The sequence below is a fragment of the Mesorhizobium sp. PL10 genome (genome assembly GCF_053714315.1).
The window spans coordinates 94,236-107,202 of the sequence record NZ_JBSKBR010000012.1 but is presented as its reverse complement, the minus strand read 5'-3'; the positions used below and the strand labels follow the sequence as shown (position 1 = coordinate 107,202).

Annotated in this window: 13 protein-coding genes; 5 read left to right on the top strand and 8 right to left on the bottom strand. The window is 63.0% G+C overall.

Features of this window, described 5'->3' with window-relative positions; translation table 11 throughout:
* Positions 1–155: 155 nt before the first annotated feature.
* Positions 156–2,303: a polyribonucleotide nucleotidyltransferase gene (gene pnp / locus ACWGTO_RS20315; protein WP_454576585.1), complete on the top strand. Its 2,148-nt coding sequence runs from the start codon at positions 156–158 to the stop codon at positions 2,301–2,303.
* 146 nt (positions 2,304–2,449) lie between these two features.
* A complete protein-coding gene (locus ACWGTO_RS20310; RefSeq protein WP_454576584.1) occupies positions 2,450–3,463 on the top strand; it encodes a class I SAM-dependent methyltransferase in 1,014 nt (337 codons plus the stop codon).
* A gap of 14 nt (positions 3,464–3,477) precedes the next feature.
* On the opposite strand, the gene ACWGTO_RS20305 is transcribed toward ACWGTO_RS20310, so the two are convergent.
* From ACWGTO_RS20305 to fabA, 4 genes are all read right to left on the bottom strand, one after another.
* A complete protein-coding gene (locus ACWGTO_RS20305; RefSeq protein ID WP_454576583.1) occupies positions 3,478–5,031 on the bottom strand; it encodes a putative bifunctional diguanylate cyclase/phosphodiesterase in 1,554 nt (517 codons plus the stop codon).
* Between the two features lie 309 nt (positions 5,032–5,340).
* A complete protein-coding gene (gene fabI, locus ACWGTO_RS20300; RefSeq protein WP_181056307.1) occupies positions 5,341–6,153 on the bottom strand; it encodes an enoyl-ACP reductase FabI in 813 nt (270 codons plus the stop codon).
* A gap of 13 nt (positions 6,154–6,166) precedes the next feature.
* Positions 6,167–7,387 carry a beta-ketoacyl-ACP synthase I gene (gene fabB, locus ACWGTO_RS20295; protein WP_454576582.1) on the bottom strand — a complete coding sequence of 407 codons (1,221 nt, stop codon included), beginning with the start codon at positions 7,385–7,387 and terminating at the stop codon, positions 6,167–6,169.
* A gap of 124 nt (positions 7,388–7,511) precedes the next feature.
* On the bottom strand, positions 7,512–8,027 hold the full coding sequence (fabA, locus tag ACWGTO_RS20290; RefSeq protein WP_023669566.1) for a 3-hydroxyacyl-[acyl-carrier-protein] dehydratase FabA: 516 nt from the start codon (positions 8,025–8,027) through the stop codon (positions 7,512–7,514).
* Positions 8,028–8,269: 242 nt separating this feature from the next.
* Between fabA and irrA the strand changes: the two genes are divergently transcribed.
* Positions 8,270–8,701 (top strand): iron response transcriptional regulator IrrA, encoded by a 432-nt coding sequence (gene irrA, locus ACWGTO_RS20285; protein WP_454576581.1) that lies wholly within the window; start codon positions 8,270–8,272, stop codon positions 8,699–8,701.
* 11 nt (positions 8,702–8,712) lie between these two features.
* A complete protein-coding gene (locus ACWGTO_RS20280; protein WP_454576580.1) occupies positions 8,713–9,072 on the top strand; it encodes a DUF4260 domain-containing protein in 360 nt (119 codons plus the stop codon).
* A gap of 18 nt (positions 9,073–9,090) precedes the next feature.
* On the opposite strand, the gene ACWGTO_RS20275 is transcribed toward ACWGTO_RS20280, so the two are convergent.
* Positions 9,091–9,648: an SH3 domain-containing protein gene (locus ACWGTO_RS20275; protein ID WP_454576579.1), complete on the bottom strand. Its 558-nt coding sequence runs from the start codon at positions 9,646–9,648 to the stop codon at positions 9,091–9,093.
* 157 nt (positions 9,649–9,805) lie between these two features.
* Here ACWGTO_RS20275 and ACWGTO_RS20270 point away from each other — a divergent pair, with 157 nt between their 5' ends.
* The gene (locus tag ACWGTO_RS20270; protein ID WP_454576578.1) at positions 9,806–10,807 is read left to right on the top strand and encodes a 2-hydroxyacid dehydrogenase; all 1,002 of its coding nucleotides are present in this window, start codon (positions 9,806–9,808) and stop codon (positions 10,805–10,807) included.
* A gap of 9 nt (positions 10,808–10,816) precedes the next feature.
* Here the strand turns inward: ACWGTO_RS20270 and ACWGTO_RS20265 are convergent, their stop codons facing one another.
* The 3 genes from ACWGTO_RS20265 to ACWGTO_RS20255 are packed head-to-tail and all read right to left on the bottom strand — an operon-like array spanning position 10,817 to position 12,965.
* Entirely contained in the window at positions 10,817–11,230 is a 414-nt protein-coding gene (locus ACWGTO_RS20265) for an aconitase X swivel domain-containing protein (RefSeq protein ID WP_454576577.1), read from the bottom strand.
* Positions 11,227–12,480, bottom strand: coding sequence for an aconitase X (locus tag ACWGTO_RS20260; protein ID WP_454576576.1), 1,254 nt, complete (start codon positions 12,478–12,480; stop codon positions 11,227–11,229). The genes ACWGTO_RS20265 and ACWGTO_RS20260 overlap by 4 nt, the downstream gene beginning before the upstream one ends.
* Positions 12,477–12,965 (bottom strand): GNAT family N-acetyltransferase, encoded by a 489-nt coding sequence (locus ACWGTO_RS20255; RefSeq protein ID WP_454576575.1) that lies wholly within the window; start codon positions 12,963–12,965, stop codon positions 12,477–12,479. Before ACWGTO_RS20255 ends, ACWGTO_RS20260 begins: the two co-directional genes overlap by 4 nt.
* Between the last annotated feature and the right edge of the window lie 2 nt (positions 12,966–12,967).

Below are 12,967 nucleotides of genomic sequence, written 5' to 3'. Positions count from 1 at the left end.
GGGCAGGATTGCAGGACGCTCGTGCGCTGCCCAGCGCCGAAATTTACCCGAGCTTCCCGTTGTCTTGCCCGTGGCTGCCCGAGAAAGGAAGCCAGGGAAAGGGCATCCGCGCACCGTGAAACGGCGCGGTCCTTTCCGCTTATTAAGGACAAGACATGTTCAATCACCACAAAGTGGAAATCGAATGGGGCGGCCGTCCGCTCATCCTGGAAACCGGCAAGATCGCGCGTCAGGCTGACGGCGCGGTGCTCGCGACCTACGGCGAAACCAAGGTTCTCGCCACTGTCGTCTCGATGAAGGAGCCGAAGCCAGGCCTCGATTTCTTCCCGCTGACCGTCAACTACCAGGAAAAGACCTACGCCGCCGGCAAGATCCCGGGTGGCTACTTCAAGCGCGAAGGCCGTCCGAGCGAAAAGGAAACGCTCGTTTCCCGCCTGATCGACCGCCCGATCCGCCCGCTCTTCGCCGACGGCTACAAGAACGACACCCAGATCGTCGTCACCGTCGTCCAGCATGACCTCGAAAACGATCCGGACATCCTGTCGATCGTCGCCACCTCTGCCGCGCTGACGCTCTCGGGCGTCCCCTTCATGGGCCCGGTCGGCGGCGCTCGCGTCGGCTACATCAACGGCGAATATGTGCTCAACCCGCATGTCGACGAGATGCAGGAATCCAAGCTCGACCTCGTTGTCGCCGGCACCGCCGACGCCGTTCTGATGGTCGAGTCCGAAGCCAAGGAACTCGGCGAAGAGCTGATGCTCGGCGCCGTCATGTTCGGCCACAAGGGCTTCCAGCCGGTTATCGACGCCATCATCAAGCTGGCCGAAGTTGCCGCCAAGGAGCCGCGCGATTTCACTGCGCCGGATTATTCCGCGCTTGAAGCCGAGATGCTGAAGATCGTCGGCGACGAACTCAGCAATGCCTACAAGAACGTCGACAAGCAGAAGCGCTACGCCGCCGTCGACGCCGTCAAGGCCAAGGTCAAGGCAGCGTTTGCCCCGGCCGAAGGCGAAGACGTCAAGTACACGTCCGAGCAGATCGGCTCGGTGTTCAAGGAACTGCAGGCCAAGGTCGTGCGCTGGAATATCATCGACACCGGGTCGCGCATCGACGGCCGTGACCTCAAGACGGTCCGCAAGATCGTCTCCGAAGTCGGCGTTTTGCCGCGCACCCACGGTTCGGCGCTGTTTACCCGCGGCGAGACCCAGGCGCTGGTCGTTGCCACGCTCGGCACCGGCGAGGACGAGCAGTATGTCGATTCGCTGACTGGCATGTACAAGGAGAAGTTCCTCCTTCACTACAACTTCCCTCCCTACTCCGTCGGTGAGACCGGCCGCATGGGTTCGCCGGGCCGCCGCGAAATTGGCCACGGCAAGCTTGCCTGGCGCGCCATCCGTCCGATGCTGCCGAGCGCTGACCAGTTCCCCTATACGCTGCGCGTCGTCTCGGAGATCACCGAGTCCAACGGCTCGTCGTCGATGGCGACCGTTTGCGGCACCTCCCTGGCGCTGATGGATGCCGGCGTTCCGCTGGCCAAGCCCGTCGCCGGTATCGCCATGGGCCTGATCAAGGAAGGCGAGCGCTTCGCGGTCCTCTCCGACATCCTGGGTGACGAAGATCACCTCGGCGACATGGACTTCAAGGTCGCCGGCACTGCCAACGGCATCACCTCGCTGCAGATGGATATCAAGATCGAGGGCATCACCGAGGAGATCATGAAGATCGCGCTGGACCAGGCCAAGGATGGCCGCCAGCATATCCTCGGCGAGATGGCGCATGCTCTGACCGGTGCCCGCCCCGAACTCGGCGAGTTCGCGCCGCGCATCGAGGTCATGCATATCCCGACCGACAAGATCCGCGACGTTATCGGCTCCGGCGGCAAGGTCATCCGCGAGATCGTCGAGAAGACCGGCGCCAAGATCAACATCGAGGATGACGGCACGGTCAAGATCGCTTCGGCAAACGCCAAGGAGATCGAGGCGGCCAAGAAGTGGATCCACACCATCGTCGCCGAGCCGGAAGTCGGCGAAATCTACGAAGGCACGGTCGTCAAGACCGCCGACTTCGGCGCTTTCGTCAACTTCTTCGGCCCGCGTGACGGTCTCGTCCACATCTCGCAGCTTGCCAACGACCGGGTCGCCAAGACCTCCGACGTCGTCAAGGAAGGCGACAAGGTCTGGGTCAAGCTGATGGGCTTCGACGAGCGCGGCAAGGTCCGCCTGTCGATGAAGGTCGTCGACCAGGCCACCGGCAAGGAAATCGCCCGCGACAAGAAAGCCGAAGGCGAAGAAAACGCCGCCTGAGCGGTCTGGGAATAGAGTTGAAACGGGCGCGGCACATGTCGCGCCCGTTTTCGTTTGGAGCAATTCCAGGAAAAGTGTGAGCGGTTTTCCCGGGAAAAGCACGTAGCGCTTTCCCTTGGGAATTGCGTCAAAACAAGAGAGCAAGAATGGCCGCTGAGCCGCTGAAGACACTGTTCCATCCCTTCGAAGCCGAGACGCTGCCTTTGCCGCAAAAGGGCGAGCGTGTGCTGTTTCTCGGTGCCGAGCCGGGCTTTCGGCTGCCTGAAGGTTTCGAGGCGGCGCTCCATCTCGTGCAAGGTTTCCGGCCGCATTTCCGCGCCTTGGAGCGTGCGGGCTACACGGTGACGCCGCAGCCTGGAGGCGACGCATTCGATGCTGCCCTCGTGCTTGCCGGCCGCCATCGCGGCCAGAACGAGATGCGCCTTGCCGAGGCAATCGCACGCGTCGCACCCGGGAGGCTCATCGTCGTCGCCGGTGGAAAGGAGGACGGCATCGACAGCCTGCGCAAGCGCATCGACGAGCTTGTCCCGCTCGAAGGGCATATGCCGAAGCATCACGGCGTTGCCTTCTGGCTTCGCCGTCCTGTCGATGTGGCCGCTGCGGAAAAACTCCGGACCGCCAACCCTGCCGCGCTGATCGAGGGCCGCTTCCGCACTGCGCCCGGAATGTTTTCCTTCGACCGCATCGACGCCGGTTCGAAACTTCTGGTCGATAACCTGCCCAAAGACCTGCGCGGCCACATCGCCGATTTTTGCGCCGGCTGGGGCTATGTCACAGCCGAAGTTGCAGCCCGCTCACCTGGTGTCACGGGGCTCGACCTCTACGAAGCGGATTTCGACGCGCTGGAGGCGGCGAAAGGCAATGTCGGCCGGACCGGCTTCGAGCCAGGCTTCTTCTGGATAGATCTGCTGAACGAGCCGGTCGAGCGGCGCTATGATGCCATCGTCATGAACCCGCCCTTTCATCGCAGCCGCGCGGCCGAGCCGGAAATCGGCGCCGGCATGATCCAGGCGGCGGGAAAGGCGCTGAAGCCGGGCGGGCGGCTGTTCATGGTGGCAAACCGTCAGCTGCCTTACGAACCGGTTCTGAAGGCCGTCTTCTCCAGCCATGCCGAACTCGCCCGCGATGGCGTGTTCAAGGTCTTTGCCGCGCGCCGTTGAGACGCCAGCCTGCCTCAATGCATGCTGACGATGCGCGCCGGCTCGTGCACGGGAATGGTCGCTCTGATCTCGCCGGGCTTGATCCTGAGTGGCGCCGGCCTGCCGAACAGATAGCCTTGCACCATCTCGCAGCCGGCCGCCCGCAGGAGCGTCGCCTGGTTCTCGGTCTCGACGCCTTCGGCGATGATGCCGACACCAAGCGCCCGTGACAGACCGACGATGGTCGAGACGACGGCACCCGAATTGGAATCAGTGTCCATGCGGCTGATGAAGGAGCGATCGATCTTCAACTTGCCGAAGGCGAAGTCGATCAGATAGCTCAGGTTGGAATAGCCGGTGCCGAAATCGTCGACGGCCACTGAAATGCCCATGTCGGCAAGCTGTTGCAGGATGATGGCGGCGCGGTCGCGGTCCTGCATCATCGCCGTCTCGGTCAGTTCGAGCTCCAGCCGTGACGGCTTGATGCCGGTGCTGGCCATAGTGTCACGCACGATACCGACGAAATCCTTGGTCATGAACTGGACCGGCGAGATGTTGACGGCAACGAAACAGTCCTCGGGCAAATGGCGGGCGTCGCTGCAAGCCTTGTGCAGCACCCAATTGCCGATCGGGTGGATCATGCCGGTCTCTTCGGCGATCGGGATGAACTCCATCGGCGGGATCATGCCGCGTTCAGGATGCTTCCAGCGGATCAGCGCCTCGTAGCCGACGATGCGGCCGCTCGGCAGGTCGAGCTGCGGCTGGTAGTGAAGGTCGAAATCGCCGCGGTCGAAAGCAATGTGCAGCTCGGATTCGACCCAGTGGCGGTAGTCGGCGACCTGGCCCATGTCGGAATGGAAGACCGACCAGTTGCCCGCTCCGCCGGCGCGGGCATTCTGCAGTGCCAGGTTGGAGCGACGCAGGATAAGGACCGGATCGATGCCGTCCTTCGGCATCGCCACGATACCCACTGACAGGCCGATCGATTGCAGGTGGGAATCGAGCTGATAGGGCTTGAGCATCTCCTCGATCAGGGTTTCGACAGTGGCTTCCATCGATCCCTGGATCTCATGTTCCGACAAGAGGACGGCGAATTCGCCGGCGCCGATGCGCCCCATCACCGTGCCTTCAGGCATGGAAGCCCTCAGCCGCTTGGTGAAGGCACTTATCAGTTCGTCGCCATGGCTGTAGCCGATAGCGTCGTTGATCTGCTTGAAGCGGTCGATGTCGATATCGATGAGGAACACCGGCTCGCCGGTCTTGATCGTCGCCGACGCCGCGTCGGCGATCTTGCCAACCATGGCCGGCCGCGACAAAAGCCCGGTCAGCTTGTCGAAATGGGTTTCGTTGAAGACGTAATCCACCGATTCATCAACGCCGGCGAAGAAGGACAGGGCCGCACCGGCGGCGGCCAGCGCGCACAGGGCCGAGGCAATGCCGACCATGGTTCCCGCCTGCAGGCCGGCAAAGCCGTCACCGAAACCGAACTTGAGACCCCAGAGCCCGAGAATGAAACTGCCAAGGCCCGAGGCGGCGACGGTGAGCAGTCGGAACACAGGTGTTCGCTTCGGGTTGCTGACAGCAGGCATCACTCAGTCCCTGTTGCATGATCCCAAAAATCAACTCGACTTTTCCGGAAAGATCACACGCAAATTCATAAATCCTAAAGCATCCTTTGCGCCCAGCAAGAACGCGCAGTGCCCTAGCCACAGGACTTATAGCGGATATCTCCTTAAAATGAGTTTCCGCCAATGCATCCAATTTTACCGGAAGAAACCAGAGCTTTATCGCCAAAGGTGGTCTCAGCTTTTCCCCGGGCAAGCGGGAACCGTTTGTCCGGAGATCATGCTTAACCAAAGAGATAGAGCCCACCCCGATCCCATCGGGATGGAACAGCTCTAATCGCGTCCGCTGTCGGTCTGCTTCAACTCATCGAGTGTCGGCATCGACACGATGTGATAACCGGAATCGACATAATGGATCTCGCCGGTGACGCCTGACGAGAGGTCGGACAAAAGATAGAGCGCCGAGCCGCCAACCTCGTCGATGGTCACGGTGCGGCGCAGCGGCGAGTTTCGCTGCTGGTAGGAGTACATGTGCCGCGCATCCGAAATCCCGGCGCCGGCCAGCGTGCGCACCGGCCCCGCCGATATGCCGTTCACCCTGATGCCGCGCGGGCCGTAATCATTGGCGAGATAGCGCACGCTGGCTTCCAGCCCGGCCTTGGCGACTCCCATGACGTTGTAGTTCGGCATGACGCGGACGGAGCCGGCATAGGTCAGCGTGATCATCGCGCCGCCGTCGCTCATCAGCGGGGCAGCATGGCGGGCGATCTCGGTGAAGGAATAGCAGGAGATGACCATGGTGCGGACGAAGTTGTCGCGGCTGGTATCGGCGTAGAGCCCCTTGAGCTCGTTCTTGTCGGAAAAGCCGATGGCGTGCACGACGAAGTCGAGCCCGCCCCATTCCTTGCCGAGTGTCTCGAAGGTGGCCGCGACCGATGCGCTGTCCTCGACGTCGCATGGCACGACCAGTGACGCCCCGAGCTTCTCGGCGAGCGGCTTGACGCGGCGCCCGAAGGCGTCGCCCTGATAGGTGAAGGCGAGGTCTGCCCCATGCTCGGACAGCTTCTTGGCGATGCCCCAGGCGATCGAATGATCATTGGCGACGCCCATGACAAGCCCACGCTTGCCCTTCATCAGTCCGTCCATGCCCGGCAAATCCTTATGCGGAATAGCGCTGGAAAACCAGCGTTGCGTTGGTGCCACCGAAACCGAAAGAATTGGACAAAACCGTGTCGATCCTGGCGTCGTCGATACGCTTGCGCACAATCGGCATGCCCTCGAATTCCGGATCGAGGGTTTCGATATGGGCGCTCTCGCCGATGAAGCCGCCCTGCATCATCAGGATCGAGTAGATCGATTCCTGCACGCCGGCCGCACCCAGCGAATGGCCGGTCAGCGACTTGGTCGAGGTAATGAACGGCATCTTGTCGCCGAACACCTCGCGGATGGCGCCCATCTCTCGGGAATCGCCGACCGGCGTCGAGGTGCCGTGCGTGTTGATGTAGTCGACCGGCGTCGATACGGTCGCCAGCGCCTGGCGCATGCAGCGCACCGCGCCTTCCCCCGACGGCGCCACCATGTCGTAGCCGTCCGACGTCGCGCCGTAGCCGACGATCTCGGCATAGATCTTGGCGCCACGCGCCTTGGCGTGTTCGAGTTCCTCCAGGATGAGGACGCCCGCGCCGCCGGCGATGACGAAGCCATCGCGATTGGCGTCATAGGCGCGAGACGCGGTTGACGCCTTGTCATTGAATTTGGACGACATCGCGCCCATGGCATCGAACAGATCCGACATCGTCCAGTCGAGGTCTTCATGGCCGCCGGCAAACATCACGTCCTGCTTGCCCCACTGGATCAGTTCGTAGGCATTGCCGATGCAATGCGCGGAAGTCGAACAGGCCGACGAGATCGAATAATTGACGCCGTGGATCTTGAACCAGGTGGCGAGCGTCGCCGAAGCAGTCGACGACATCGCCTTCGGCACCGCGAACGGACCGATGCGTTTCGGACTGTTGTTCTTGAGCGTGATCTCGGCCGCCTCGACGATGGTGCGGGTCGAGGGGCCGCCCGAGCCCATGACGATGCCGGTGCGCTCATTGGTGACGTCGCTTTCGTCAAGCCCCGCATCGGCGATCGCCTGGTCCATTGCGACATGATTCCAGGCAGCGCCCTGGCTCAGGAAGCGCATGGCGCGGCGGTCGATCATGGCCGACGGGTCGAGCGTCGGCGCGCCCCAGACCTGGCAGCGGAAGCCGTGTTCGGCGAAGGAATCGGAGAAGCTGATGCCGGATTTGGCATCGTAGAGCGAGGATTGCACCTCGTTGGCATTGTTGCCGATCGACGATACGATGCCGAGGCCTGTGACGACGACCCTTCTCATTCGCAACTCCTTCCAGCGGATGATCCCGAAACCGTAGTCGGTTTTCGTCGGCGATCATACGCAAAATCAAAGTGCTGCAGCGTCATTGCGCGTTTCGGGAAACGCCCTGCTGCAGTGGCGCCGGTCAGGCGGCCGATTGCTTGGACAGCCCCACCTTGAGGTCCGTCGCCGCGTATATGGGTTCGCCGTCGGCCTTAAGCCAACCATCGGCGATGCCGAGCACCAGGCGCCCGCGCATGACGCGCTTGAAATCGATGCCGTATTCGACCTTCTTGACCGACGGCGTCACCATGCCCTTGAACTTCACTTCGCCGGTCGACAGCGCCATGCCCTTGCCTGGTTCGCCGAGCCAGCCGAGGTAGAACCCCGTCAACTGCCACATCGCGTCGAGGCCCAGGCACCCCGGCATGATCGGATTGCCGATGAAATGGCAGGCGAAGAACCACAGGTCCGGCTTGATGTCGAATTCGGCGCGGATGAAGCCCTTGTCGTGGGCGCCGCCGGTCTCGCTGATTTCAGTGATGCGGTCGAACATCAGCATCGGCGGGTAGGGCAGTTGGGCGTTGCCGGGTCCGAACAGCTCGCCGCGGGCACAGGCCAGCAATTCCTCATAACCGTAGCTGGATTTCGAACCCGCCATCAATCTCGTCCCCATGATAGTCCCGGGCAGTGGGCGCCCTTTTCGTTGGTTTCCTAACACAATCCATTTCGAGCCGGAAACCGGCGTTTGCGCTTAACCCGCCCGTCTGCCCGGGTCAATGCGCGCTATTGATCGCATTCGGCCAACAGAATATATGTCGAGAGGTATCCAGTTTCGGTGGTTGACGTTTTTTTGCCACTGTGGGCGTGTCTTGAGGCAGAACTGTGGGCTTGGACGGATAGATGGATCTGGGCTGCCGGAAGGAAAATGTCGTTGTGGACAAGCGGGTTCGCGAAGCCGGCCTAAGGCCGACACGCCAGCGCATTGCGCTGGCCGATCTGCTTTTTGCCAAGGGCGACCGCCACCTTTCGGCCGAGGAACTGCATGAGGAGGCGATCGCCGCCGGCGTGCCGGTCTCGCTCGCCACCGTCTACAACGCGCTTCACCAGTTCACCCAGGCAGGCCTGCTGCGCATCCTCGCGGTGGAGGGGTCGAAGACCTATTTCGACACCAACACCTCCGATCACCATCATTTCTACATCGAAGGTGAAAACCGGATTTTCGACATTGAAAGCGGTCCGGTGACCGTTTCCAACCTGCCGGAGCCACCCGCAGGCATGGAAATTGCCAATGTCGACATCGTGGTGCGGCTGCGCTCGAAACGCAGCATCTGAGCAGCACCTCAATGAAAGCACTAGATCTGGCGGTCCGGCTGGAATGGATAACGATCGCCGCAGTAACTGTTGTCCTTTACGCCGTCTCAGGTGTTTCCTGGTGGCTGTTTGCCCTGCTCATCTTGGCGCCTGACCTGTCGATGCTCGGCTACTTTGCCGGGCCGCGCGTCGGCGCCATCGCCTACAACGCCTTGCACATCCTGATTGTCCCGCTGCTGCTGGCGGTCGCCGGATACATCCTTGCCAACTCGACGGCGATCGCGATTGGTCTGATCTGGATCATTCACATCGCCGTCGACCGCGCGCTCGGCTACGGCTTGAAGTTGGCGAGCGGCTTCCAGGACACCCATCTCGGCCGCATTGGCCGTTAGGCGACCTTTCCAGAAATCTCAGTTCTTGACGTGCTCGCCGGGATAGGCGCCCCACACTTGCGACTGGGCGATCCAGCCGGTGTGGCCGTCGAAGGTCATTTCGCACCACTGACCGTCGCAGGTTTTGATCGTGCCCGTCACACCGGGCTCGATGATGGCGACGACGCTCGCGTCTTTGTCCGCATCGTCGAGCAAATTGATTCGGCCACCCTTGCTGCGCTGCCAGGGCGCCACGATCGCTGTGCGGCGGCCTGACAGCAGCGACTGGTTGATCCAGCCTTCTGAACCGTCGGCATCGCGCACGCGCCGCCAGGTGTCGAATTCCTGGATGATTTCCATCGGCAGGCCGGCCTTGGTGTACATCCAGTCGACGGAATAGTTGGCGCCCGGGCCGACGCGCGAGTTGACGCGGGCCGACTTCAGGCTGACGAAACGCGGCAGCGGCAGGCCGCTCGGCCCAAGCGTCACCGTCTGCGCAGGTGCCGCGACACCTTGCGCCGCGGCTTGCGGGGAATGCAGGAGAGCGCCGAGAAGCGCTGCGCTGAGGACCAGGCGAAGCGACGCGAAACCAGACACTTTCGTTCCTTTCGGCGCGTGCCCTTTGGCCTCGGCGCCCCTTTTTCTTTGTCTTCGGCGGCACCGCTTGTTACAGGAGTGGCAGGCAGCGCGACCGGTATTCAGTTTCGCCTGTCTTGGTTAAAGAGGTCTCAACGAGATCGGGTTCGAGGAAACAATGGCAGGCAAAAAACGGCCTCTCGTCGTCATCACACGCAAGCTCCCCGATCCGGTCGAGACCCGCATGCGCGAACTCTTCGACGCCAGGCTGAATGTCGAGGACCGGCCGATGACGCAGCCGGAACTGGTCGCGGCGATCAAGGAAGCCGACGTGCTGGTGCCGACCATCACCGACCAGATCGACGCGGCGCTGATTGCCCAGGCCGGTGACAATCTCAAGCTGATCGCCAATTTCGGCAATGGCGTCGACAAGATCGACGTGGCGGCGGCGGCCAGGAAAGGCATCACCGTCACCAACACGCCGAACGTGCTGACCGAAGACACCGCCGACATGACCATGGCGCTGATGCTGGCGGTGCCGCGCCGGCTGGCCGAAGGCGCCGCCGTGCTGACCAGCGACAAGAAATGGGCCGGTTGGTCGCCGACATGGATGCTCGGCCGACGCATCTGGGGCAAGCGGCTTGGCATTGTCGGCATGGGTCGCATCGGCACCGCCGTCGCCAGGCGTGCCAAGGCGTTCGGCCTGTCGATCCACTACCATAACCGCCATCGCGTGCTGCCGGCGGTCGAGGAAGAGCTGGAGGCGACCTATTGGGAAAGCCTCGACCAGATGCTTGCCCGCATGGACATCATCTCGGTCAATTGCCCGTCCACCCCGGCGACCTTTCATCTCCTGTCGGCGCGCCGGCTGGCGCTGCTTCAGCCCACCGCTTACATCGTCAACACCGCGCGCGGCGACATCATCGACGAGGAGTTTCTGGTCAAGCTGATCCAGGACGGCAAGATCGCCGGCGCGGGGCTCGACGTCTACGAGCACGAACCGGCGCTGAACTCAAAACTGCTGAAGCTGGCGGCCAAGAACAAAGTGGTGCTGTTGCCACATATGGGCTCGGCGACGCTCGAAGGCCGAATCGACATGGGCGAGAAGGTCATCATCAACATCCGCGCCTTCGTCGACGGCCACCGCCCGCCGGACCGCGTGTTGCCGCTACGGACGTGAGATAAGCGATCAGGCAGCGCTTGTCAGGGCGCCGTCCTCGGCCACACGTATATGCCTGCCGCGATAGGCCCCGAAAGCATCGCGCTCGAGCCTGAGTGCCACCGGTGTCTGCCAGCCCATTTCCCGGGCAACAATCAGCCCCAGCAGCAGAATCGCGTCCGGCTCATGCAGCACGAGTGCTGCCGGCGCATGGCCATTGTGGACGAGCTCCAGCAGCACGGCGGAGGCCGAGGACGAGCCGATCGTGCCCGGCAGGAACAGCACGCGGCCCGAAACGGTCTCGCCATGCTGCGGGTGGCGGACATCGGCGATGTGACCGCTCCTCGGGTCCACGCCGCCCCAGAAGCTGATCGGCGCGGTCAGCACCAGCGCCGCGCCTTCGCCACCGCTGCCCGGCACCAGGATTTCGGCGACGGTGCTCATGCGGCGATATCCGTAAATCGTGGCTTGCCGGCAACCGCGCTTTCGACGCAGTCGGCCAGCGAGCCATAAAGCACGGCGTAGCCAGTATTGCCCGGCGCGTATTGCGCGAATTTTCCCGAATTGGTCATCAGCACGCCGCCGGCTAGGTCCGGCAGGATCGGCGTCACCACCACGCAGGTGTCGGCAACGATGAGGACGCCGCTTGCCTCGAGCGTCTTGCGCCGGCCGTTCTGTTCCAGTGTGGCGAGCACATGGCGTCCGGTGCAGGCATAAATCGGCACGCTAAGCCGCCGCCCACCGATCAACCGCTCCAGCGCTTCGAATTCGGCCGAAGACAGGTGCGGACTGCCGATCGCCACCGCATCGATGGCGGTCTGCGTGGCTGCTGTGGACAGGCTGGCACGGGCCCTCGTGGCCATTTCCGGCGTGACGCGGATCATCGCTTCCGGCCTGTCGCCGGCCAGGATGGTCGCGGCGTTGGGCGCCTCGGGTGTCACTCCGGCAATGTGAAACAGGCCGACGGCGCCAGACGATGCCGCCGCCGCGCCAAAAGCTTTCAGCGCATCCTCGCCGGGATGACAGGATACGCCGGTGACGACGCCGACCGCATTTCCGGCTTCGCGGCCATAGAGGCTGCCCAGCACAGGCCATGCGATCTCCGAACCAAGGAAAGAGACGGAGAGGCCGGAGACGTCGAACACCAGCCGCGCCTGCCGGTTCTCGACGCGGTGCAGGCCGCAATCCGGCGCGCGGCCGGATATGGCGCTGGCAATGTCGAGGAAATCGCCGTAACGGTTGGTGCGCGCGCCCAGCACCGAATTGCAGAAGACAACGGCGTTGGATTCGCCCCAGGCGACGTCAGTTCCCTGGGCTGGCCTATGGCCAGCCTGATAGGGCGCGCAGGTCCAGCTCTGCTCGCAGCCCAGTTTGCGGTAGGCCTCCATCATCCGCCGCGCCATGCCGCGCGCCGGCTCTTCGAGGCGCACGCGCGAGCAGCCCATTAAATCGAGTGCGCCGACATTGAGCGTCGAACGCACGGCGACGCGCGCGCCGCCCTCGACCAGCCTTTCGGCAAACAGCGTGCCGGAATCGCCGTGATAGAGCGCGCCGTCTATGTGCGCCGAGGCGATCGGGATAAGCCGCGGCGCGCCGAGCAGCGCAGCACTTTCGGCAACGATGCGCATGGCCATCGCCGCCCCGTCATGGCCGGAGGCGACGGCCTGCTCCTGCGCGCTGAGAGCGAGGCTCACTTGAGCTCCTTGCGCATGGTGATCGAAGTCGGCCGGTCATAGCCCTGATGCGCGGTGCGCGCGGTTTCGCGAAAGCCGAGACGGTCAAAGGTTGCGTGATTTGCCGTGAGTTCGATCCTTGTCTGGAGTTCGATCGCGGACTTGTTGCGGCCGCGGGCAAATTCCTCGACAGCCTGCATAAGTTGCCCCCCGATGCCTTGCCCCTGAAAATCAGGCTCGACGGCGAGCTTGCCGACATAGACATCGGCGGTCCTCTCGAGAGCGAAAACGCAGCCGGCGATCCGGCCGTCCCGCAGAGCCAGGAACACCGTCTCGCGTCCAGCCCTGTCGCTTAGATTTTCTACGTTCAGCAGATGCGCCGAGGAGGGCGGGTCGATGACACCGTCCATCGGCGCGAAAGCCCGCATGATCAGGCCAAGCAGTTCGTCCCAGCGATCGAAGCCGGGGGCAAGCCGCGTGACCAAAACACCGGCGGACTGATCCATGC

What these genes read in the sequence shown, in the direction of transcription:
- pnp (WP_454576585.1), top strand. Translation starts at nt 156, where the DNA reads ATGTTCAATCACCACAAAGTGGAAATCGAATGGGGCGGCCGTCCGCTC.
- ACWGTO_RS20310 (WP_454576584.1), top strand. Translation starts at nt 2,450, where the DNA reads ATGGCCGCTGAGCCGCTGAAGACACTGTTCCATCCCTTCGAAGCCGAG.
- ACWGTO_RS20305 (WP_454576583.1), bottom strand. Translation starts at nt 5,031, where the DNA reads ATGCCTGCTGTCAGCAACCCGAAGCGAACACCTGTGTTCCGACTGCTC.
- fabI (WP_181056307.1), bottom strand. Translation starts at nt 6,153, where the DNA reads ATGGACGGACTGATGAAGGGCAAGCGTGGGCTTGTCATGGGCGTCGCC.
- fabB (WP_454576582.1), bottom strand. Translation starts at nt 7,387, where the DNA reads ATGAGAAGGGTCGTCGTCACAGGCCTCGGCATCGTATCGTCGATCGGC.
- fabA (WP_023669566.1), bottom strand. Translation starts at nt 8,027, where the DNA reads ATGGCGGGTTCGAAATCCAGCTACGGTTATGAGGAATTGCTGGCCTGT.
- irrA (WP_454576581.1), top strand. Translation starts at nt 8,270, where the DNA reads ATGGATCTGGGCTGCCGGAAGGAAAATGTCGTTGTGGACAAGCGGGTT.
- ACWGTO_RS20280 (WP_454576580.1), top strand. Translation starts at nt 8,713, where the DNA reads ATGAAAGCACTAGATCTGGCGGTCCGGCTGGAATGGATAACGATCGCC.
- ACWGTO_RS20270 (WP_454576578.1), top strand. Translation starts at nt 9,806, where the DNA reads ATGGCAGGCAAAAAACGGCCTCTCGTCGTCATCACACGCAAGCTCCCC.
- ACWGTO_RS20265 (WP_454576577.1), bottom strand. Translation starts at nt 11,230, where the DNA reads ATGAGCACCGTCGCCGAAATCCTGGTGCCGGGCAGCGGTGGCGAAGGC.
- ACWGTO_RS20255 (WP_454576575.1), bottom strand. Translation starts at nt 12,965, where the DNA reads ATGGATCAGTCCGCCGGTGTTTTGGTCACGCGGCTTGCCCCCGGCTTC.